Genomic DNA, 21,018 nt, shown 5'->3' on the forward strand with positions numbered 1-21,018 from the left:
ACGGGCCCCGTGGGCCAGCAGGGACGTGAGGTCCGGCGCGCTCAGGACCGCCGCTCCACCGCCACGCCCAGCCGCTCGAGCAGCTCGCGGTACCAGGTGAAGGCCTGCTCGGTGCGTCCGGGCAGGGCCTTCGTCCCCCACAGCACGGTGAGGGTGCGGCGCGTATCGGCCTGGGTCTTGGTGCGCTGCGCGTCCTTCACCGCGTTGGCGCAGGGGCCCTCTGCGTCGAAGAGGCACAGCAGGCCCGCCAGGTCGATGGTCTGCCCGGAGGCGTTGAAGACGTACGAGGCCCCCTCGGGGGCGATGCCGATGCGCAGGGGCTGCTTCGCCCGGTCCAGGTCCACCACGCTGATGGGCAGCCCGCTGTGCAGCGACACCGCGTTGCACACGTCCACCGCGGCGTTGATGGAGCCGAGCGTCCCATCCCCCGCCGCCCGCACCAGGTACTCCGAGGCGGGCTTACCCCGGCCCGTGGGCTTGTAGCCGCCGTGGCGCAGCAGGTCTCTCACCGCGCCGCGCACCGCGTCATCGGCACTCAGGGGAGCCGAGGCCTCCAGCTTCAACAGCGCCACCAGCCACTCGGGCGAGGGCTGCGCGGACAGGGGCGAGGAGAAGGTGGCCTCGAAGGCCACCGTGTCCAGCAGGGGATGGGGATCGACGGTGAGCACGCCGTCCTTCTACTCGAAGAGGCGGCTGGCCATGCGCTGCATCTTCTTCGCCTTGTCCGTGTACGGCGGGAAGAAGGTCTGCAGGAAGGCGACGGGGCCCTGACGCAGCACCGCCCGTTCGTGGCTGAAGGTCCGGAAGCCGTACTCGCCGTGATAGTTGCCCACGCCGCTCTCGCCGATGCCGCCGAAGGGCAGGTCCGCGTTCGTCAGGTGCACCACTGTCGTGTTCACGCACGTGCCTCCCGCGGACGTCTCCGAAACGAGACGGTCCACCGAGTGCTTGTCCTGGCTGAAGATGTACATGGCCAGGGGCTTGGTGCCCGCGCGGATGTGCCGCACCGCATCGTCCAGTCGCTCGTAGCGCAGCACCGGCAGCACGGGGCCGAAGATCTCCTCCTCCATGATGGGCGTCTCCGGCTTCACGTCCGCGAGCACCGTGGGGGCGATGTAGCGGCTGGTCGCGTCCACCACGCCGCCCGCCACCACGCGCACCCCGCTGGCCACCGAGCGCTCCAGCAGTCGGTTCACCCGGGCGAACTGCGCGTCATCCACCATGCGGCAGAAGTCCTGGCTGCCCTTCCGCGCCTCCTCCGTCTTCCCGTAGAAGCGCTCCAGCGTCTCGCGCACCCGCTCCAGGAACTCCTGCTCCTTGGAGCTGTGCACCAGCACGTAGTCCGGCGCCACGCACGTCTGGCCTCCGTTGAGGAACTTGCCGAAGGTGATGCGCTCGGCCGCGGCCTTCACGTCCGCGTGCTCGTCCACCACCGCGGGCGACTTGCCGCCCAGCTCCAGCGTCACTCCGGCCAGGTGCTTCGCCGCCGCCTCCATCACCTTGCGCCCCACCTTCGGGCCGCCGGTGAAGAAGAAGTGGTCGAAGGGCAGCTCCAGCAGCGCCTGGCTCTCCGGCGCGCCTCCCTCCACCACCGTCACCTCCGACGGGTCGAACACGTCGCGGATGAGCTGCGCGAGGAAGCTCGCCGTGTGCGGCGTCTTCTCGCTGGGCTTGATGACGACGCAGTTGCCCGCCGCCACCGCCGCCACCAGCGGGGAGACGGTGAGCTGGAAGGGGTAGTTCCACGGCGCGATGATGAGCACCACCCCCTTGGCTTCGTAGTGCACCTCGCTGCGCGTGCCGGTGAGCAGCACGGGCGTGCCCACCTTGCGCGGCTTCATCCACTTCTCCAGATGCTTGATGGCGTGCTTCAGCTCCAGCAACACCAGCAGCATCTCGCTCGTCTCCACCTCGGCCGCCGGCTTGCGGAAGTCCGCGTGGATGGCCTGATAGAGCGCCTGACGCCGCTCGATGACGGCGCGCTGCAGCTTCTTCAGCTTCTCGATGCGCTCCTTCGCGCTCGACCTCGACACCTCCCAGCGCCGGGCCTGAAGACGCTCGAAGGTTTCCCGGAAGGGGTTCTTCTGGGACTGCTCTTCCATGCTCACCACGCGCATTGCGTCATCTCCTTGAAAGGCTTCTCGGTTGAAAATGGGGGGCTCAGCGGGCCTCCAGCCCGCTCAACAGGGTGCTCAGGGCGTCCGTCAGCTCTCGCGTGAAGTCCACTCGGAGGGGATTGAGGTGCGGGGCGGCCTCGTGGACCTCGCGCGCCACGGGGGCCAGGTCCGCCATCTGCCGCAGGCCCACCACCAGGGCGTGCACCTGGAGGAGGAAGCGCACGCCCTCGCCCGCCTTCAGGAAGGACAGCCGCTGCTCCACCAGCGTCCCCGCCCGCACCACCGCCTCCAGCAGCCGCTCCTTGAAGCCTCGCACCTGCTCCACGGTGACGTTCTGCTCCAGCACCGTTTGCAGCCTCGCCAGCAGCCGGGTGAGCGGCTCCTCGCCCTCGAGCGTCTCCGCCACCGTGCGCGCCACCCGCGTCCCCGTCCACGGCCCCTCGCCCCGCCCCAGCGCCTCCTCCAGCCGCGCGAACCACGCGAAGAGCTGCTCCTCCAGCAGCGCCAGGAAGAGCGCCTCCTTCGTCGGGAAGTAGAGGAACACCGTCCCCTTGGCCAGCTCCGCCCGCTCCGCCACGTCCGCCATCTTCACCTCGTCGTACGAGGTGGCCCGGTACAGCTCCAGCGCCGCGTCCAGCAGCTGCCGCCGCCTCGCCTCCTTGTCCTCTTCCTTCCTCGCCCGCTGCGGCATCACCCGCTTCGCCGTGTTGCTGACCATGAGTCATCAACTAAGAGGACCCGAAGCGCGAGTCAAGTGACCTTCGGTCATCTGTTCAGAGGTGGAGAAACTCGCGACTGCCTGGTTGGTGTGCGAGCATGTAGGTATGCGTCCCATCCAGGCGGAGCTTCTCGACGGTGGCGCGCTGTACCGGGAAGTGGTGCTGGGTAAGCTGGCGCACGCGCGCGAGTCGGTGTGGATAGCGACGGCGAACGTGAAGGCCATGTACGTGGAGCACGCGGGGCGCTTCGTTCCATTGCTGGAGGTGTTGGACTCACTGGCGGCGCGAGGGGTGGCGCTGCGGCTGCTGCACGCGGAGCTGCCGAGCCGGCCATTCCGAGCGGAGTTCGACAAGCGCTCGCGGCTGGTGAAGGGCGGGCTGGAGTTGAAGGTGTGCCCGCGGGTGCACTTCAAGACGGTGCTGGTGGACGGAGCGTGGGCCTATCTGGGCAGCGCCAACCTCACCGGGGCGGGGCTGGGGGCCAAGGGCGAGGACGTGCGCAACTTCGAACTGGGCTTCGTCACCGAGGACTTCGACGTCATCGATCGGGCGACGGCGCTCTTCGAGTCGGTATGGAGCGGGGCGGAGTGCCGGGGCTGCCGGCTGCGCACGGTGTGTCCAGATCCCATCGGGGGCGCGGGCCCGGCGAAGAAGGGTCCACCCAACGGCATCCGCCTGGGCAAGGCGCGGCGTCTGGTGCGTCGGCGCTGAGCAGGGCGCATGGGGTTGGCGGTGGCCCGCGCCATCCAGGCTGTCCGGGTGTGTCGGGGCACTCGCTAGAGTCGGCGTCAACGTTCGGAGACGCTGATGACTTCCTCGCTGCTGGTGCTGTTGCTGCGCTCTCAGGCGGAATGGCCCGGTGATCTCCAGAAGGCGAAGGCACGCTGCGCCCGGGGGCCTTCGCTGCCGTGGGCCTGGGGGTGGAACCTGCGCGCTGACTCGCTGCGGGCCCCGTGGGTGGGGCTGCTGCTCGCCCTGGCCCTGCTGGCAGGCGGCTGTGCGCCGCTGAAGCCACCGCCCGGCCGGGAGATGGACCTGCGTTACACGCCGCACGAGGCCACAGGGCCTGGGTTGGTGGCCTGGCCGGGCGACGAGTCCCCGCTCGCCCTCGCCTCCCCGCCACCCTCCCGGCCCGAGCCCGCCGCTGCGGAGCGGCTGCACCGCCGCTGGGACTCTCGGGAGGCCGTGACGGCGGCTGGCCCTGGCAGGGTTGAGGGGAGTGCGTGGCCGAGCGCCCTCGCGGCCCACGTGGCGTTTCTTGGTGCCGTGGACGACGTGTCCGCTTCCTCGCGCCGCGTCTCCAGCGAGCTCTCCAGGCTCAAGGCCAGCTACCTGGGCATCGCCGGTGCAGGCAACGGCATCTTCGTTCCCTACGTCGAATATGGCGAACGGCAACGGAGGTGGATTGACGCCGAGCTCGCTGCCGCCACCTGGCTGGCCACCGCCGCCTCGGAGGTGGAGGAGCCGGACATGCAACTGGCCCTGCTGCGTCTGGCCGGCCCACGGCTGGAGGCTGCCATGATGGGGACCATCCTGCTTGCCGTATGGCTCGACATTCTCAACCTCGCCGACGCCGTGCTCACCCGGCACCTCTACAGTGTGGAGCGGCTGTTTAGGGACATGGCGCGCTTTCAGAAGATGCTCGAGCCCGCCATGACAGCACTCTCCTCCCTGGAACCAGGGCAGGTGGAGGCAGCGGCGCAAGACGTCCCAGCCCTGGTAGGCCACCTCACCGGCGAGTTCGCTGCACTCCATGAGGCCGCGCGCAAGGGGGCGGAAGTCCTCGAGAAGGCGCTGGTACTGAAGGAGTCGATGGAGGCGCTCACCATGCTGTCGGCGCTGAGGTTTTCGCTACCCGCTCTGCGCCCGGCTGCTCCCGCCATGCTCGGCGTGGGCCTCATGGTGGGCCCCAACGGAGTGATGATGGGGACGCGGATTGTCGTCTCCGCCGAGTGGGTGGAGATGATGCGCCAGTTGGTGCGCGCGGGCGTCCTCTCCCTGCCCGCCGTCAGCGCCGCTGTGCGGATTCAGGCCGGCCAGGTGATGATGGCGCAGGTGCACGGCGAGCTGCCGCGCGGCGTGCGCGAGGCGCTGGGCGACGGGCCCGAGGTGCGGGCCATGCGTGTGACGGGCAAGGCGGGGGCCGGCATGGCCGAGCCACCCCGGCACCACGTTCTGCCAAAAGAGTTCCGCGAGTGGTTCGAGAAGCGCGGGTTTACCGGCGAGATGGACATTGACGAGTTCTGCGTCAGGCTGGAGCAGGCACACCACGAGGCCATCCACGGTGGTGGAAGCTGGGGCGCACCTGGCCCGGTGAATGGAACCGGATGATCATGGAGACGCTGCGTGAAGCTGAGACCAGGGCAGGCAGGATGTTGACGCGCAACGAGATCCTGAAGGTCGTCGCGGGACGTATGAAGGTGTACAAGATCCCGATGAATTTCACGCGCTGGGGTGGATGATGAGCAAAGATCGTTCCTGGGAGGGGAACGTGAAGGTGCGCCTGTATGAGCGGGTCCGCGAGCGTGGCTACGATTCGCTCACCGCCTTCGCCGAGGCGCGCCCTACCGCTTCGCTGGTGGCGTTGGCCGAGGAGCTGGGTCCGGAAGACGTCGCCGGAGTGCAGGTGTTCAGCGGATTGGTGGCCGAAGCCGAGCGGAACAATCGGGTCACACGTCTTGTGCGCGGACAACTCGTGCGGGAGCTGTGCGACTGTCTCCCAAACGGCTGGCCGGCTGTTCTGGACGACCCAAATCGTTTCGATGTCGCCCACGCGCTCGGCGCGTGGATTGCCTTCACCCCAGAAACCCATAAGGAGCGCGCCAGGAAGGTCAGTGATGCTCTCCTCGCCACGCCACCGCCGCCCGGGTGGCGGCCGCTCGGCCCCGACGACGAGTTGCTGCGCACGCTCCTGCCCGATGAGGAAGTCTGAACTTCACCTCCTGGTGAGCGGCTCCTCTCCCTCCAACGTCTCCGCCACCGCGCGCGCCACCCGCGTCCCCGTCCACGCCCCTCGCTCTTGACGGCCTGGTTGGTATGCGAGCATGTGGGCATGCGTCCCATCCTGCCCGGAGGCGTGGGCTCGACGAAGGCCTCCTCCAACGGCATCCGTCTGGGCAAAGCGCGGCGTCTGGTGCGCCAGCCTCAGCGAAAGTCACGCTGACGCACGCGCGGCTGCTCCAGCCTTCACTCCCAGCGGAGACTCCCCCTCCCAGCGTGCTGCTGTTCAGAATGTTACAATTGGCCCCGCATGACGGATGACTCCACCGAAACGCGGGCCCTGCGTCGGGAGAAGAGGAAGAACCACCTCGTCTGCGCGGCCCTGCTCATCGGGGGATTTGCTGCCCATGGCCTGGCGTCGGGCGGCATCAGCCTGGCGCTTACGCTGACGTATCTGGGGTGGAGCGCGAGCTTCGCGGGGATTGGGGTGGCGGTGGGGGCGGGGTGGATTCACGAGAAGTCGGCGGGGATGTGGTCAGGGCCCGTCGCGCTCGTGGCGGTGACGGTGCTCATCCACCACACCGGAGGGCCCCTCAGCCCCTGCTTCCCGATGCTCAGCGCCCTACCCTTCGCCATCGCCATCTTCACTCCGGACACCCGAGAGCCCACGGTGGTGGCCTGCGTGGGGATGCTGGCCGCGGTGGTGCTGCTGGACATGATGGCTGGCATGCCGCTGCGGGAGATGCTGGTGCAGGTGTCGAGCTTCGGCCTGATCGGCGCGGTGGCCATCGCCGGGACGCAGACGTACCGGCGCATGCGCGACGCGGGGAAGGCGGCGCAGCAGGAGCGGCTGGTGGCGCTGGAGCAGCTCGCCGAGAGCGAGCGCCGCCGGTTGCATGCCGAGCGCCAGCGCGCGGAGGTGGACCGGCTGGTGCTGGTGGGGCAGCTCGCCGCCGGGGTGGCCCATGAGGTGAACAATCCGCTGGCCTTCGTGAAGTCCAACCTGTGCTTTCTGGAGCGGGAGCTGCGGCAGGAGGACGGGCCGGCGGACCAGGAGGAGCTGTGTGACGTGCTCGCCGAGACGCAGGATGGGGTGCTGCGCATCCAGCAGATCGTCATGGATCTGCGGCGCTTCTCGCGTGAGATAGACGAGGGCGACGAGGGGCTGGCGGGGGACGCCATCGACGAGGCGAGGCGGCTGGCGTCAGTGCGCCTGCGGAGCATGGGCGAGGTGGCGATAGACGTTGGCCCGGAGCTGCCGCCGGTACGGCTGGGCCAGCGGCACCTGGTGCAGGTGCTGTTGAACCTGCTGCTGAACGCGGCGGACGCGGTGGAGGAGGCGGAGCCCGTGCGCCGAGCCGCCATCGTCATGAGGGCACGGCGGATGGAGGGTGGGGTGCGGTTGGAGGTAGAGGACAACGGCCCGGGGATTCCGCAGGACGTGTTGCCGAGGCTCTTCGAGCCCTTCTTCACCACCAAGCCGCCGGGGAAGGGGACCGGGCTGGGGCTGGCCCTGTGCCGCGAGTACGTCTCGAGGGTCGGGGGCTCGCTGCATGCCGAGAACCGTCTCGAAGGAGGCGCTCGCTTTGTCCTGTGGCTGCCGCCGCGGGGGTCCGCCCCGGCCGTCGCCTGAGACGCCAATCCCTTTCAATCAAGTCGCATGGCTGTTCGTGGCTCGACAGGTGAGCGGGCGCTCGTTGACAGGCCGTGATGCTACGAAAGATAAGGGACGTCCACCGCCCATCCTCCACCTCTCCATCCATGGCTTCCTGCCGCAGCCTCGGAGCGCTCATCTTCGCGGAGCTTCTGGTCCTCCTGCTTCCGCTCGGCATGGGGGGCGCGGCCCTGGCTCAGGAGCCGCCCGAAACGCCGCGGTCGGGAAGGCCGTCGGACATCAGCGAGCTGTCGCTCGAGGAGCTCCTGAATCTGGAGGTCGTCACCCCCTCGGCGCAGGCCCAGACAGTCGGTGAGGCTCCGTCCACCGTCTATGTATTCACCGAGGAAACCATCCGGCTCCGCGGCTACACCTCCCTTGCTCAGTTGCTCGAGGACGTGCCGGAAATCGAGATGCTGTTCAAGTCACGGCCCGAGTACAGCGAGCAGATCATCGTCCGTGGAATCCTCGGACAGGGCAATGAGAAGCTCATCATCCTGCTCGACGGCTTCCGCATCGATGCGTTGAGCAAGACTCCCCACTCCATCGGGCGCAACTTCTCACTGGTGAACGTCAAGCGCGTGGAGGTCGTGCTCGGGCCGGTGTCCGCGCTCTATGGCCCTGATGCCTTCACGGGCGTCATTCAAATCATCACCCGGAGCGGGGCGGAGGTGCAGGGCGGGCGCGTCACCGGGAGCATCGGCCGGTTCAACACGACCGAGGATTCGTTCGTCGCCGGCGCGAAGGAAGGTGGCATCTCGCTCGCGGTGTCCGGCAGTTACTACCACTCGGACGAGCCCACCCTCCCCGACTTCTATCCGGAAGACTTCCGCTGGTACAACGAGCGATACAAGACGCGGGGTGAGGTCCACGTCTCGCCCTTCGCGCCCGGGGAGCCCGTCGTTGTCGTCCCCATCCAGCCCTACGCCACCCCGACGAACAATTATTTCCTGAGCGCACGTCTCGATATCGGAGACTTCCGGTTTGGCTATTCGCGGCACTACGACCGGCATAGCTCCTCCGTTCCCGAAGCGTCGGATCTCGCCCTCTACGTCGAGGATGCGAAGTGGGCGTATACGGTTCAGTCGGTCTACGGCCAGTACACCTACCGCAGCGGGGACGGGAAACTCGAGTTCATCACCTCCCTCTCCCTCAACACCTACGAACTCGATTCCGACTCCGCCTTCATCAACTACGTCACGAGCTACCAGCGCGGCTTCAAGTACGAGCAATTCCTCGTCGGCGAGCTCGAGGAGAGGATTTCCTATCGTTTCCTCGACTGGCTTTCGGGAACATGGGGGCTGAGTTACCGCGACCTCGCCGGCATCCCCAAGACGGCCGATCTGGCCAGGCGCCTCGATCCCGATGCCTCACCGCCCGAATTCCAGGGGCACGTGTACATCGGCACGGACGTCCGGGACGTCACCGGACGCGACCTGAGCGTGCCGGTGGACTTCTACAATATCCACGAGCAGAACCTCGGCACCTACCTGGAGCTGCGCGCCCAGCCGCGCCCCTGGGTCTCCCTCACCGCGGGCGTGCGGTTCGACCACCAGACACGCTATGGGGACAGCCTGACCCCGCGCATCGGCGTGGTTCTGCAGCCGCTCGAGGGCACTCGGCTCAAGCTGCTCTACGGTGAGGGGTTCCTCGCGCCCTCGCCGAACGTGGCCTACCAGCACTTCGGTTCCTTCGCCTCCGTCACGGACGCGGCCGGCGACATCGTCGGCCTGAAGAGCTTCTTCTTCCACCTGCCCAATGCGGACTTGAAGCCCGAGCGGCTTCGCATGGGCGAACTCATCGTCTCTCAAGACATTGGGGACGCCGTTCGGGTCAGCGCCAACGGGTTCCTGAGCCATGTCCGCAATCGGTTTGGCATCCAGCTTCTCGAGAACCAGACGTTCAAGACGTGGCCGGTCGACGTCGTCGAGCAGCCGATCAACCTCGGCGAGCGTTTCCTGAGTTACGGGGGCACGCTGCGCCTCGATGCGCGCGTGCGCTCGGGCAGGCTCTCCGTCAATCCCTATGCGTCCTACACCTTCACCGGCGGGAGGAGAGGGGAGGAGCCCCTCCCGAGCTCCTCGATGCACGTGCTCAAGGGCGGACTGGACATCGCGTGGCGGGGGCTGTCGCTGTCGACCCGGCTCATCGCACGCAGCAGCGCCTTCCACCCCGTTCTGCGCGACGTGAACGGCCAGCTCGTGGTCATCCCCGGCTCCACGGTGGTGAACGCGCACCTGCGCTACTCGGACATCGTGCGCTTCCACGGCTTCTCCCCCTCGCTGTGGCTCGACGTCCGCAATCTCTTCGACAGCCGGTACTACCTCGTCTCGGGCGCCGTCGCCCACCTTCCCGGTGTTCCCCAGGATCCCCTTCGCATCCTCGTCGGAGCGGACGTGGCCTTCTGAGCGCCCACGGCTCCCCCGCGCAGCATCCGGAGTTGTCGGGAGCACTCGCTAGAATGGGCGTCACCCATTGGAGCCACTGATGACGCCCACGCTGTTGGCGCTGCTGTCGCGGATGGAGCCCCCACTCGCGGCCTCCTCGGCTGGATTCTCGATGGGGGCGCGGAGCTCGGTGTCAACCTGGGTGCCCCTGTTCAAGCCAGGCTCGGACAATGCACCCGTGGCGCCGTGGGTGGACAATGCGCGCTGACTCGTCACGTGCCCCGTGGGCGAAGCTGCTGCTCGCCCTGGCCCTGCTGTGCGCTGGCTGTGTGCCGCTGATGCCACCGCCCGGCCGTGGGATGGACCTGCGTTACACGCCGCACGAGGCCACGGGGCCTGGGTTGGAGGCCGGGCCGGGCGACGAGTCTCCGTTCGCCCTCGCCTCCCCGCCACCCTCCACGCCCGAGCCCGCCGATGCGGAGCGGCTGCACCGCCGCCGGGGCTCGCGGGAGGCGGTGACGGCGGCGGGCCCTGGCAGGGTTGAGGGGAATGCGTGGCCGAGCGCCCTCGCGGCCCACGTGGCGTTTCTCGGTGCCGTGGACGACGTGTCCGCCTCCTCGCGCCGCGTCTCCAGCGAGCTCTCCAGGCTCAAGGTCAGCTACCTGGGCATTGCCGGTGCAGGCAACGGCATCTTCGTCCCCTATGTCGAATACGGCGAACGTCAACGACGGTGGATTGATGCCGAGCTCGCCGCCGCCACCCGGCTGGCCACCGCCGCCTCGCAGGTGGAGGACCCGGACATGCAGCTCGCCCTGCTGCGCCTGGCCGGCCCACGGATGGAGGCCGCCATGATGGGCTCCATCCTGCTGGCCGTCTGGTTTGACTTCCTCAACCTCACCGACGACGTGCTCTCCCGACGCTTCTACAGTGTGGAGCGGCTGTACGTGGACATGGACCGCTTTCAGAAGATGCTCGAGCCCGCGATGACAGCACTCTCCTCCCTGGATCCAGGGCAGGTGCAGGCAGCAGCGAAAGACATGCCCGCACTGGTAGGCCACCTCACCGGCGAGTTCGCCGCACTCCGTGAGGCCGTGCGCCGGGGGGCGGAGAACCTCGAGAAGGCGCTGGTGCTGAAGGAGTCCATGGAGGCGCTCACCATGGTGTCGGCGCTGAAGTTTTCGCTACCCGCTCTGCGTCCGGCTGCTCCCGCCATGCTCGGCGTAGGCCTCATGGTGGGCCCCAACGGCGTGATGATGGGGACGCGGATTGTCGTCTCCGCTGAGTGGGTGGAGATGATGCGCCAGTTGGTGCGGGCGGGCATCCTCTCCCTGCCTGCCGTCAGCGCCGCTGTGCGGATACAGGCCGGCCAGGTGACGATGGCGCAGGCGCACGGCGAGCTGCCGCGCGGCGTGCGCGAGGCGCTGGGCGACGGGCCTGAGGTGCGAGGCATGCGGGTGACGGGCAAAGCGGGGGCCGGCATGGCCGAGCCCCCACGTCACCATGTCATGCCGAAGGAGTTCCGCGAGTGGTTCGAGAAGCGCGGGTTCACCGGCGAGATGGACATCGATCAGTTCTGCGTCAGGCTTGAGCAGGCACACCATGAGGCAATCCACGGCGGTGGGAACTGGAAGCTGGGGCGCACATGGCCCGGTGAATGGAACCGGATGATCATGGAGGCGCTGCACAACGCCGAGCGCAGGGCTGGCCGGATGTTGACGCCGAGTGAGATCCTGGGAACAGTCGCGAAGCGCATGAAGGACTACTACATCCCGATGAATTTCATCTCGTGGAGAGGACCATGAGCGAGAGACACCCTTGGCAGGGCAACGTGAAGGTACGCCTGTACGAGCGGGTCCGCGAACGTGGTTACGATTCGCTCACAGCCTTCGCTGATGCGCGCCCTGCTGTCCCGCTGCACTTGCTGGCCGAGGAACTAGGGAAGGACGATGTCGCCGGGGTGCAGGTGTTGAGTGGGTTGCTCGCCGAGGCGGAGCGGCGCAAGCAGGTCACGCGCTTTGTGCGCGATGTATTCGGGCGCCTGTGGTCCCAGAGCGTCCCCGAGGGTTGGCCGGCCGTGCTGGACGACGCCAACCGGTTCAAGGTTGCCGAGGCGCTCGGCTCGTGGATTGCCTACACTCCTGAAACTCATAAGGAGCGCGTCGATAGAGCCAGCGATGCGCTCCTCGCCACACCTCCACCGCCCGGGTGGCGGCCGCTCGGCCCCGACGACGACTTGCTGCGCACGCTCCTGCCCGACGAAGAGGCCTGAACTAAGGCGTCTTGCGGTGCCGGGCGCGCCAGGCGCTGGGGGACTCGCCCGTCATCTTGCGGAACAGGCTGCTGAAGTGCTGGAGAGAGGCGCACCCCACCTCCACGGCCACCGAGGTGAGCTTGGCATCGCTCTCCAGCAGGAGCGCCTGCGCGGTGCGCACCTGCACCGTATTGAGCTCGGACTGGAAGGAGGTGCCGGCCTCGCGCAGGCGGCGCTGGAGGGTGCGCTCGGACATGCCCAGCTCCCGGGCAATATCCGCGAGGTTGGCTTCCACCAGCCGGTAGCGCAGCACCCGGTGCAGCTCGCCGAGCAGCGGAGACTGCCCCATGAGCTACGAGTCGATGACGACCGGCCAGCTCCTGTCACTCATCCGCCTGACGCGCGACGTCCCACGCGTGGTCCGTGACTGCCTTCCCGCGCTCATGACGAAGGTCGAGGAATCAGACGCCTCGCTCAAGAAGGAGGTCGCCACGGTCGTCCGCCGAGCGTGGGACAATCACTATCCCATCGGCGAGGAGCGCGATCTGGCCTTCGAGCTCGGGCTCTTGATGGTGTGGGCGGGCCTTCATGAGGAGGCGCTCTTCTACTTCAACGCCTCGCTCGCGCTGAGCGGGGCAGAACCGGCGACACTGTGGAACGTGGGCATGTGTCACCTGGCGCTGGGGCGGTTCGACGAGGCCGTGGCCCGGCTTCGTCGCGCGCGGGAACTCGACGCCGACGTCATTCCGCTGGACGCGTTCCTCCTGAACAAGGGAGTTCGCCCCCGTTGAGTGGGCTCGACCCGAGAAGGGCTCCAGGAGTCCTCGCACCGCACGCTGCCTCTCCTCCCCCAGTCCTTCACTGCGCAGGCTGGATGCGCTCGACAGGGCTCAGGACAGGACCCGTCGTGTAGGCCGCCATCTCGGGGGGAGCGGGGGATTCCTCATGGATGATGCCCGTGACCTCCACGCGACGGCCTTCATGGTTCTCGCGCACATGGCCCCGGTACACCGGCGGAGGCTTCGGTCGCATGCGCATGTCCACCTGCTGGTAGAGCCCCACCAGCAGCACCTGGCGGCCCGAGAGCGTCTGGATATCCCGCAGCGTCTCACAGCGGGGCAGCTCCGCCATGGGGCTCTCTTTCACGTGAGGTACCTCGGCCAAGGAGCGCCCGTCCAAGGGCGGTGAACGACATCCCATGAGGACCCACGACAGGAGGAGGACGAGCGTCAGGAGTTGTCGCATGGGAATGAAGTCCAGTCCCATCTGCGCAGCCATGGCAAGCAGGAGGAGAGCCGTAAAAAGTGTCAAAGGACTCGAATGGCGCCCTGGCCCCGGCGCGAGGGCCCCCCAGACCACGTGGTGTTGAGGCTCAAGCCGCCCCAGCCAACAGAGCCAGGCCCCTGCCGCGCACCTCATGGGAGGGCGGCCTGGGCAGGCGTGTACCCCAAGGGGCTGCGCGGCTTCTCCACCAGCCTGGCGCACTGCTCGGCCGGCCCCCGTCAGCGGCCCTCCTCGGCCCCTGCCCTCCAGCCCTCTCCCTCAACATCGCCTCTCTCCCGCCTATACGCCCGGTCCGTAGTTGGGTGGTGCGACGACCACCATGGCGGGCTCCGCCTCCAGGACGCGGTCGCCGATCGTCACCGTCGCACGGACTGGACCATCCGAGGTGTCGTCGTGCCAGCCCTCGTTGTTGGCGAAGGTGGTGGGTGGGGAGCCATCGAGGGAGTTGGACTGACCGAACCCGCCCAGGACCAGGAGCCGGCCCTTGTCGTCCGTGCGCAGCTCTCCTCACGGGAGGGCTCAGACAGCCTCGAGCGGCTCGCTGATGGGGACGTGGTTGCGGCGGCGGCGGTAGTCGGCCGAGGCCTTGTAGACGGCACGGCGAGCACGGTTGATGCTGCCGGCGGGGGCATGCACCTCGAGCGCATGCCAGGGCGAGAAGGAGAGGTTGTCGATGGCCTCGGGCTGGCCAGGGGTATCGATGTCCTGACCTGCTGGCAGCACGAGGGTGGCGACCTTGATGAGCGGTGAGAGTTCCTCGCTCCAGCGCACGGTGGCCTTCTCGAGGGGCATGGCCTCCGGGTCCTTCTGGAACTGGAGGAAGAAGTCGAAGTGCGCCCCGTCCTTGAGGAGCCGCCGGCGGAGGTCCCGCCGCAGGAAGTCGGGGCCACGCTCCGCCTGAGGGCCGGGGGGCCGGGTGCCCCTTCCAGGCCTGACAGCGTATTTGACGAAGCGGTTGCCGAACGCGTAGGGCACGGTGCTGGAGTAGCGGGCGAGCAGCACGCTGTCCTCCTCCTTCGCCATCTCCTGGAGGATGGCGTCCGTGGCGGGGTGGCTCGCGAGGAACTCCTCGAACGCCTCCGCGCTCGATAAGGAGGCCTCGATGAAGTCGGCGAACGCCTCGGCATCGTCGGAGAAGAAGACATCATGGTTCTGCAGCACGAAGTCGTGCGTCAGCGCCTGCCCCTCTCCCTCGAGGAGCTTCCTGCCCGGCACGCCGAGCAGCTTGATGGCCAGGCCCAGGGTGGAGTTCGCGGCGTCAGGGACCTGGGGCACGGTGTCGGAGGAGAAGCGAACCCAGGCGGAGAACTCCCGTTGGGTGAAGACGCCGATGCGCAGTTCCTCGGGAAGGTTGGGCTGGAGGGTGAACACGCCTCGGGCGTGACCCTGGGGCTTGAGGAACACCGGTCGTTGGACGCGGCGGTCGATGTCGACGTAGCGCTCCGCCTGAAGGCCGAGGAACAGGTCCTTGAGCCGGGTAATCGCCGCGAGCTCGCGCTCTGATTGAATCTCCATGGGGCCTCCACTCCTGTGCACAGGCCTGGAGGGCTGAGGTCCCAGGCTGCAGAGGTAGAACGGGCCGGCAGTGGATGTGATGGCTCGTCGGAGGAGACGCGTGCTGTACAAGTGTGGATACCAGCGCCTGCTCATCACAGGGGGGGGCAGATGACTCCATCTTGATGCCCACTCAAGGGCGAGCGAAGGAGGAAGCCATGAGCAACAAGGAGATGATCATCCGAGCGTGGAAGGATCCACAGTACCGGGCGAGCCTGTCCACGGAGGAGCGAGCGGCGCTGCCGGAGAGCCCTGTGGGTCCGTCGATGGATGCGCTCGGGGAGGCGGAGCTGGGCCAGGCCGTGGGGGGCGGAGGTCCGGTTCGTCCGCCGCGGGTTACCACGAGGGCAGCGGGGTGCGAGCCGCTCATCACCGGGAATTTCCTCAGCCGCTGCTTCACCCCGTAGTCGTTTTGAAGGTGTGTGTCATTGGGGCTGGAGTCTGCTGTACCGGGCTCCAGCCCGTCGTAGGCACGACGAGGAAGGCATGAGCAGCAAGGAGCTGATCATCCGAGCGTGGAAGGATCCACAGTAAGCCGGGGCGGAGCCGGGGCCGGGGCCGGAGGAGGAGAGCCAGGCGCTGGCAGCGACGGTGGCGGTGGGCCGGCCGGCGCCGTGGAAGGCAGGAGCGGGGAAGGACGGGGCGGCGGCGAGCTTCGTGCTCCGGCGCTTCAGCGACGCGCGGGTGGAGCGCGTGCCCACTCAGGAGGACATCGCGCGGGTGAAGGAGCGCTTTCCGGACGCGGTGGTGCAGGTGCTGTGCTCGCCCGGCGAGCGGCTGTCGGACCACGACCAGGACGTGGGCAGCTACCGCTACGGCATCATCAACCTGGGGGCGCCCACCCGCGAGGAGCTCTTCGCCCGCTACGCCCAGGTGGAGCGGATGCTGCCCTTCCGGTTCGGGTCACCATCGGCTCCCTAACGGTCCAGCCGCACATTCTCGGATGCCAGTCAATTCAACAAATCATCTATGGATTCACCCCAACGTCCGGGCCTATAGCCTCCGCGTCTCCCAGCCGTTCTCCAGGGAGATGGGCGCCGAAACCAGGCAGTCGCGACGACACCTCGTCCACCCGGCGCCGACCACCAACTCTCGACGTTCACAGGAGCACATATGGCCGCGTATTTCGCCTTCCAGCAGCCGTCCTCGCCGGGCCAGGAGTTCATCATCGAGCTGACGGATGACGCGAGGATCCAGAAGGCCCGGGACATCCTCTCCGGAAAGGAGAAGAACGAGGTCCACGTCCACGGCCGGATCATCAAGCGCCAGCAGCCCTACAACCCCAAGTTCAGCTTCCACATCGACCCGATGACCATCAACTTCTTCGCGATGGCCATCGAGGTCTGTGATGCCAGCATGACGTACGTCGAGGAGCACCTGGACGAGGCCGGCGGCGCGTTCCTCCCGGGCGGCCACTGGTGCCCGTGGGACTCCCGGCTGGTGCGGGAAGTCACCCCCTGATGCAGATGTAACCGCCGTCCCGGCCGCGGAGGCCGGGACGCGCGGAGTGGCGCGAGCCGTCGATACGAACCCAGACCACTTCCGGGGAGCCGACCATGAGCGACAAGATCATTCACCTGTCCGAGGACAACTTCGATGCGGCCGTGCTGAGGAACGAGGGCCCCATCCTGGTCGACTTCTGGGCCGATTGGTGTGGCCCCTGCTATCGGCTCGCGCCCATCCTGGACGAGCTCGCCGAGGACTACGCGGGCAAGCTGACCATCGCCAAGCTGAACATCGAGGAGAACCGCGCCCTCGCCCAGGCCCAGGGGGTCCAGCGCATCCCCGTGATGATGCTCTTCAAGCAGGGCGAGCGCGTCGCCCTCAAGGAAGGCGTGCCCTCCAAGGCCCAGCTGGGCGAGTTCCTCACCCCCCACCTGTAACCGCCTCCGCGCGGCCGTCCCTCACCCGAGCGGGACGTCCCCCCCGGCCTGGGGAGCCGGAGCCAATGCCTGGCGCACCTCGTCCCGCAGGGCGCGCAGGGCCTCGGGCAGGACCTCGGGCGCGAAGCCCGCGTCCATCTCGCGCGCCACGCCCTCCAGCTCGAGCTTCCACGCCCCCAGCGCCTCGGCGTCCCCGTCCGCCGGCCGCGCGGCGAGCACCTCGCGTCCCGCGTGGGCAATGCGCTGCTCCCTCAAGCAGGTGCGGAGGAGGCGAGCGCGGGGCTTGAGGCAGCGGCCAGGAAGGAGAGGATGAAGGAGAGGACGCCGCGAGTGGACTGGGCAGGCAAGGATCGGATTGGCCTTGGGCAAGCAACCCAACTCAACTTGAACTCTGAGATCAGCCGTAAAAAGTGTCAAAGGACTCGAACGGCGCCCTGGTCCCGGTGCTCCCCCCGGAAAAACCAAAGGCCCCAGCAGGTTCCGGAGAACCTGGGGCCCTGAAGCGGGGACAGTTCTGTACGAGGTGGTAAGGGAAAACCTCACCACGCTGCTGGCCGACGTGTTGGCCTGCGTGAGGTGTGGAGGCAGGCGGCGGGTATTGGCGTACGTGACGGCCCCCGCTGGGGTGCGCTCGATATTGGAGCACCTGGGACTGCCCACGCAGGCTCTGAAGCGGGCCCCGGCCCGGGGACCACCCCAGCAGGCGTGGTGCTGAACCTGGCGCAGCCGCTGTCAATACGCCCCAACTCCCTGCCTCTCTCCTCTGCGAGGGCGGCCAGGGCAGGGGTGTGCCCCAAGAGGTTGTACCGTCCCGTGTACCGGCGCGGCGCGCGGCCTTGCTGGCCCCGGCAGCGGCCCTTCTCGGCCCCTCCGCTCCAGCCCTCACCCTCAACATGGCTTCTATCCCGCCTATACGCCGGCGTGGCGGTGTGTACCCTGGGGCACTCGCACCCGAAGCTCGTGGAGACGCTGTCGCGGCAGGCCGCGACGCTGATCCACACCTCGAACCACTACGGGCAGCTCGGACAGGAGGAACTGGCGGCGAGCATCGTTCCCCAGGCGTTTCCGGGGCGGATGCTGTTCTGCAACTCGGGGACGGAGGCGAACGAGGCGGCGTACAAGCTGGTGCGCCTGTGGGGCAACGTGGCGCATGAGGGCCGCAAGCGCCGCATCATCGCCTTCGAGGGGAGCTTCCATGGGCGCACGCTCGGCTCCCTCAGCATCACGCACACGCCCTCCTACCGTGCACCCTTCGAGCCCCTGCCTCCCACGGACTTCATTCCCTTCGGCGACGCGGACGCACTCGCCGCCGCCATGAAGGATGACGTGGCCGGTGTGTTCCTCGAGCCCATCCAGGGCGAGAGCGGCGTGCACGTGCCTCCTCCGGGGTTCCTGGCCCGGGTCCGGGAGCTGTGCACGCGCCACCAGGCCCTCATGGTGGCGGATGAGATCCAGACGGGCATTGGCCGCACCGGGCGGATGTTCTGCCACCAGCATGAAGGCATCACCCCGGACGTGATGTCCCTGGCCACGGGACTGGGCGGAGGCATCCCCATTGGCGCCGTGCTCGCGACCGAGCCCGTGGCCGCGCTGTTGAAGCCGGGCCTGCACGGCACCACGTTCGGCGGCAATCCCTTCGCGTGCGCGGCGGGGCTGACGGTGATGAAGGAGGTCACCTCGCCGGGCTTCGTGGGCAACGTCGTGGAGCGAGGCCTTCAGCTCATGGAGGGCCTGCGCCGCATCTTCGGTCCCACCCATGAGGTGCGCGGCAAGGGGCTCCTCGTGGGAGTCCAGCTCCAGCGGCCCCCCTCCGAGCTGGTGAAGGCCGCCCTCGCACAGGGGCTCGTCGTCGGAGTGGCGGGCAACAACACGCTGCGCATCGCGCCGTCGCTCATCATCACCCCGGCGCAGGTGGACGAGCTGCTCGAGAAGCTGGCGGCGGCCCACCGCGCACAGGGCTGAGCCCCCCGGGAACGGGCAACCGGGCTGGAGGCCTCGGGTGGCCTCGAAGCCATGGCCGGCGGCAGGCGGAAGCGGCCTGCCTCCACTTCTCCCGCTGCTGCTGCTGTGCCTTGAACATGGGCCCAGAGGGGTGACCTTCTTGGCTCACTCCCTCAAGACGCCGATCCCCGGACGGGTACGGCTCATCCGTGCGCCACCCGAAGCATGCTTCAGCAGCGGCATCGCGGAGTCTGGTGTGCGGTCAAACCGGCGGCAGTCCTGACCAGCTCAAGCCGTAGACGTTCAACTTCGCCATCTTCAGACCCTGGGGATAAGCGCTGAGGATTCCACGCCAGGTGGGGGCGGCGGAACTCTCCCACCACCTGGACGGAGGCCGCCCGCCGGGGAAGTCTCGAATGCTGCCAAAGTTTCTGTACCCCACGCCTTTGATCGAATACGCGGCGTTCGCTTCCAGCGTCAGCACACGATCCGTGGCCGCGTGATACGCCGCGATGATGAACGTGTGCCCGCTGGTGCTGGACCGCCATCCCTGGAGAAGACACCAGGCAGACGGCGGCTGATTCGCGGCGACGGGAGTTCCCATTTCCGCTTCGATCACCGCTGTCACCGGCGAAAACAGGTCACTCGCCGAAGTGATCATCATCTGGCCGTGACGTTTGCTATTCCATTGGAAGGCCTGCCCATACGTGTTGGCCCAGGCTTTCACCAGCAAGGCCTCGGCAAACGTGCAACAGTTGATGAGTTTAGGAGGTGCCAGCGGGAGCGAGACTCCTGGAATCGCCCATGGGTAGTAGGGGGATTTGAAGTCGTAGAGGAAGTCCGTGAATGCGGGCAGCAGCGACGTGAGGGCCGACTCGGACACCGGGAAGCGCGTTGCGTTGGGCAGCGGCGGCGTGGCCGAGGAGGGGACTGGCTTTGGCACCCCACCGGGTTTCCCGTAACGGGACCCGAGGTAGTCCGAAACCTGTTTCGCCGACGACCCGACGCTGCTGAAAAGACCCGAGAGGAACTGTTCCTCTCCCTCGGCTTCGCGGGTGGACCTCGTGGGAGGCTCCCCACTGAGAAGCTCAATCGTTGATCCTCTTCTGACCCATGTTCCTGTCCTTGGTGGCATGGCGGCTCCCCCATTCGAGACGCTGGCTGAATGCAGCGTCCACGGCCGGACTGCACGAAGCATGCCCGCGGGCCGCACGCCGGGTGCAATTGGCGCGAGGACACGCGGCCAGCGACCTCTTCAGCCATCCGTCCCGGGGAGATCTTCGCCCTGCTCGGCCCCAATGGCGCCGGCAAGACGACGCTCATCGGCTCGGTCTGCGGGCTGGTGAAGAAGTCGAGCGGGAAGATCCTCGCAGCCTCCTCGATGTGCGCGAGCATAGCCGGAGATTCCTGGGAGGATGGACGGCCTGTCTTGGCCGCGAAGCTCAGTCGACGCGCCGGATGCCGAGGTGCACGTGGTTGTAGTGACCCTTCACATTCCACAGCAGCTGCAGCGAGTACTTCTTCCCATCGACGTTGATGATGTGCCGGTCGGGCGTCCCGATGTTGCTCGCCGGGATGCCGTACTTCTTCGCGATGGCGCCTGCCAGCTGGTCCCCGCGCTGGCCGGTGACTCCGAAGTCCGTCGCGAACGCGTTCGTGTTGCCCGTGTAGTGGTCCGACCCCGTGGTGGAGCCCACGCGCCGCGTGTCCTCGAGGTTGCGCTTCTCGCTCGTCACCGGGATGCCCAGATCCCGCGCGATGGCCTTGGCCGCGTCAGCCACGCCCTCCGACCCGCCCCAGCCGCGGCCCGCGTGGATGCCGCCGCTGCTGCTCGTGGGGGGCATCCACGGGACCGGGACGTCGGGCGTCGAGGAGAGGAGCTCACCCCAGGTGTTGGGGCCGACGATGCCGTCGACGGCGAGTTGACGGGACCGCTGGAAGGCCCGAACCGCGGAATCGGTCATCGGGCCGAAAGTCCCGTTGATGGGCCCGGGGGGGACTCCGGCCTGCTGCAGCCGCCGCTGCAGTTCCATCACCGCCTCGCCGGTCGAGCCCAGACGAAGGGTCGGTTGGCTCGTCTCGAAGACCTCCTGCTGCGGTAACTCGCCGCGCATCGCCCCGGTGGGCACCCGCTCGACGCCCAGGACGATCAATGTCGAACCCTTGCGAATCCAGCGGCCGCTCGATGCACACGAGAAGCCTGCCTTGGGGCCTTTCACCTCGACATCAAGGTTCTCCAGGTCGAGCTCACCCTCCGAGGGCTCTCTCCAATTCCATCTTGCACGCAT

Annotated in this window: 24 protein-coding genes and 2 pseudogenes; 16 read left to right on the top strand and 10 right to left on the bottom strand. The window is 67.8% G+C overall.

The genetic code is table 11. From position 1 onward, the window contains the following. Positions 1-41: 41 nt before the first annotated feature. The 3 genes from OV287_RS04745 to OV287_RS04755 are packed head-to-tail and all read right to left on the bottom strand — an operon-like array spanning position 42 to position 2,835. Positions 42-668, bottom strand: coding sequence for a phenylalanine--tRNA ligase beta subunit-related protein (locus OV287_RS04745; RefSeq protein WP_267532777.1), 627 nt, complete (start codon positions 666-668; stop codon positions 42-44). Positions 669-677: 9 nt separating this feature from the next. Further along, entirely contained in the window at positions 678-2,117 is a 1,440-nt protein-coding gene (locus OV287_RS04750; protein ID WP_267532778.1) for an aldehyde dehydrogenase family protein, read from the bottom strand. A 43-nt stretch (positions 2,118-2,160) separates the two neighbouring features. After that, positions 2,161-2,835, bottom strand: coding sequence for a TetR/AcrR family transcriptional regulator (locus tag OV287_RS04755; RefSeq protein ID WP_267532779.1), 675 nt, complete (start codon positions 2,833-2,835; stop codon positions 2,161-2,163). A gap of 106 nt (positions 2,836-2,941) precedes the next feature. On the opposite strand from OV287_RS04755, the gene OV287_RS04760 reads away from it, so the two are divergent. From OV287_RS04760 to OV287_RS04800, 9 genes are all read left to right on the top strand, one after another. Next, positions 2,942-3,547 carry a phospholipase D family protein gene (locus OV287_RS04760; RefSeq protein ID WP_267532780.1) on the top strand — a complete coding sequence of 202 codons (606 nt, stop codon included), beginning with the start codon at positions 2,942-2,944 and terminating at the stop codon, positions 3,545-3,547. A 96-nt stretch (positions 3,548-3,643) separates the two neighbouring features. Further along, the gene (locus OV287_RS04765; protein WP_267532781.1) at positions 3,644-5,167 is read left to right on the top strand and encodes a DUF2380 domain-containing protein; all 1,524 of its coding nucleotides are present in this window, start codon (positions 3,644-3,646) and stop codon (positions 5,165-5,167) included. 2 nt (positions 5,168-5,169) lie between these two features. Continuing rightward, the gene (locus OV287_RS04770; RefSeq protein WP_267532782.1) at positions 5,170-5,298 is read left to right on the top strand and encodes a hypothetical protein; all 129 of its coding nucleotides are present in this window, start codon (positions 5,170-5,172) and stop codon (positions 5,296-5,298) included. After that, positions 5,298-5,768, top strand: a complete 471-nt coding sequence (locus tag OV287_RS04775) for an NUDIX hydrolase (RefSeq protein WP_267542291.1) — start codon at positions 5,298-5,300, stop codon at positions 5,766-5,768. The genes OV287_RS04770 and OV287_RS04775 overlap by 1 nt, the downstream gene beginning before the upstream one ends. A gap of 318 nt (positions 5,769-6,086) precedes the next feature. Then, positions 6,087-7,409 (top strand): sensor histidine kinase, encoded by a 1,323-nt coding sequence (locus OV287_RS04780; protein WP_267532783.1) that lies wholly within the window; start codon positions 6,087-6,089, stop codon positions 7,407-7,409. Between the two features lie 128 nt (positions 7,410-7,537). Next, positions 7,538-9,838 (top strand): TonB-dependent receptor plug domain-containing protein, encoded by a 2,301-nt coding sequence (locus tag OV287_RS04785; RefSeq protein WP_267532784.1) that lies wholly within the window; start codon positions 7,538-7,540, stop codon positions 9,836-9,838. A 79-nt stretch (positions 9,839-9,917) separates the two neighbouring features. After that, positions 9,918-10,085, top strand: coding sequence for a hypothetical protein (locus OV287_RS04790; protein ID WP_267532785.1), 168 nt, complete (start codon positions 9,918-9,920; stop codon positions 10,083-10,085). Beyond that, positions 10,075-11,619 carry a DUF2380 domain-containing protein gene (locus OV287_RS04795; RefSeq protein ID WP_267532786.1) on the top strand — a complete coding sequence of 515 codons (1,545 nt, stop codon included), beginning with the start codon at positions 10,075-10,077 and terminating at the stop codon, positions 11,617-11,619. The genes OV287_RS04790 and OV287_RS04795 overlap by 11 nt, the downstream gene beginning before the upstream one ends. Continuing rightward, entirely contained in the window at positions 11,616-12,086 is a 471-nt protein-coding gene (locus OV287_RS04800; RefSeq protein ID WP_267532787.1) for an NUDIX hydrolase, read from the top strand. Before OV287_RS04795 ends, OV287_RS04800 begins: the two co-directional genes overlap by 4 nt. Before the next feature lies 1 nt (position 12,087). On the opposite strand, the pseudogene OV287_RS04805 reads toward OV287_RS04800, so the two are convergent. Beyond that, positions 12,088-12,414, bottom strand: a pseudogene (locus OV287_RS04805) (helix-turn-helix transcriptional regulator); the annotation flags it as partial. Position 12,415: 1 nt separating this feature from the next. Between OV287_RS04805 and OV287_RS04810 the strand changes: the two are divergent. Further along, positions 12,416-12,859 (top strand): tetratricopeptide repeat protein, encoded by a 444-nt coding sequence (locus tag OV287_RS04810; RefSeq protein ID WP_267532789.1) that lies wholly within the window; start codon positions 12,416-12,418, stop codon positions 12,857-12,859. A gap of 67 nt (positions 12,860-12,926) precedes the next feature. Here OV287_RS04810 and OV287_RS04815 read toward each other — a convergent pair whose 3' ends face one another. From OV287_RS04815 to OV287_RS04820, 3 genes are all read right to left on the bottom strand, one after another. Continuing rightward, positions 12,927-13,199 carry a hypothetical protein gene (locus OV287_RS04815; RefSeq protein ID WP_267532790.1) on the bottom strand — a complete coding sequence of 91 codons (273 nt, stop codon included), beginning with the start codon at positions 13,197-13,199 and terminating at the stop codon, positions 12,927-12,929. Between the two features lie 432 nt (positions 13,200-13,631). Next, complete coding sequence (locus OV287_RS56345) at positions 13,632-13,853, bottom strand: LodA/GoxA family CTQ-dependent oxidase (protein ID WP_373371904.1); 222 nt, start codon at positions 13,851-13,853, stop codon at positions 13,632-13,634. Between the two features lie 18 nt (positions 13,854-13,871). Beyond that, positions 13,872-14,867, bottom strand: coding sequence for a catalase family protein (locus OV287_RS04820; protein WP_267532791.1), 996 nt, complete (start codon positions 14,865-14,867; stop codon positions 13,872-13,874). Positions 14,868-15,064: 197 nt separating this feature from the next. On the opposite strand from OV287_RS04820, the gene OV287_RS04825 reads away from it, so the two are divergent. The 4 genes from OV287_RS04825 (at position 15,065) to trxA (ending at position 16,789) form a co-directional block, all read left to right on the top strand. Beyond that, positions 15,065-15,313 carry a mersacidin/lichenicidin family type 2 lantibiotic gene (locus tag OV287_RS04825; protein WP_267532792.1) on the top strand — a complete coding sequence of 83 codons (249 nt, stop codon included), beginning with the start codon at positions 15,065-15,067 and terminating at the stop codon, positions 15,311-15,313. A gap of 184 nt (positions 15,314-15,497) precedes the next feature. Continuing rightward, the gene (locus OV287_RS04830; protein ID WP_267532793.1) at positions 15,498-15,827 is read left to right on the top strand and encodes a hypothetical protein; all 330 of its coding nucleotides are present in this window, start codon (positions 15,498-15,500) and stop codon (positions 15,825-15,827) included. Positions 15,828-16,019: 192 nt separating this feature from the next. After that, positions 16,020-16,367, top strand: a complete 348-nt coding sequence (locus OV287_RS04835) for a BP74-related protein (RefSeq protein WP_267532794.1) — start codon at positions 16,020-16,022, stop codon at positions 16,365-16,367. Between the two features lie 95 nt (positions 16,368-16,462). Next, entirely contained in the window at positions 16,463-16,789 is a 327-nt protein-coding gene (gene trxA, locus OV287_RS04840) for a thioredoxin TrxA (RefSeq protein ID WP_267532795.1), read from the top strand. 21 nt (positions 16,790-16,810) lie between these two features. Here the strand turns inward: trxA and OV287_RS04845 are convergent, their stop codons facing one another. Beyond that, a complete protein-coding gene (locus OV287_RS04845) occupies positions 16,811-17,044 on the bottom strand; it encodes a hypothetical protein (RefSeq protein WP_267532796.1) in 234 nt (77 codons plus the stop codon). A gap of 666 nt (positions 17,045-17,710) precedes the next feature. Between OV287_RS04845 and OV287_RS04850 the strand changes: the two genes are divergently transcribed. Further along, complete coding sequence (locus OV287_RS04850; protein ID WP_267532797.1) at positions 17,711-18,751, top strand: aspartate aminotransferase family protein; 1,041 nt, start codon at positions 17,711-17,713, stop codon at positions 18,749-18,751. Between the two features lie 241 nt (positions 18,752-18,992). Here OV287_RS04850 and OV287_RS04855 read toward each other — a convergent pair whose 3' ends face one another. Further along, entirely contained in the window at positions 18,993-19,673 is a 681-nt protein-coding gene (locus OV287_RS04855; RefSeq protein ID WP_267532798.1) for a hypothetical protein, read from the bottom strand. Positions 19,674-19,991: 318 nt separating this feature from the next. Between OV287_RS04855 and OV287_RS04860 the strand changes: the two are divergent. Continuing rightward, positions 19,992-20,099: pseudogene (locus OV287_RS04860) on the top strand (ATP-binding cassette domain-containing protein); the annotation flags it as partial. Between the two features lie 73 nt (positions 20,100-20,172). Here OV287_RS04860 and OV287_RS04865 read toward each other — a convergent pair. Further along, entirely contained in the window at positions 20,173-21,018 is an 846-nt protein-coding gene (locus OV287_RS04865) for a peptidoglycan-binding domain-containing protein (RefSeq protein ID WP_267532799.1), read from the bottom strand.

The sequence above is a fragment of the Archangium lansingense genome, assembly GCF_026626635.1.
GTDB lineage: Bacteria > Myxococcota > Myxococcia > Myxococcales > Myxococcaceae > Archangium > Archangium lansingense.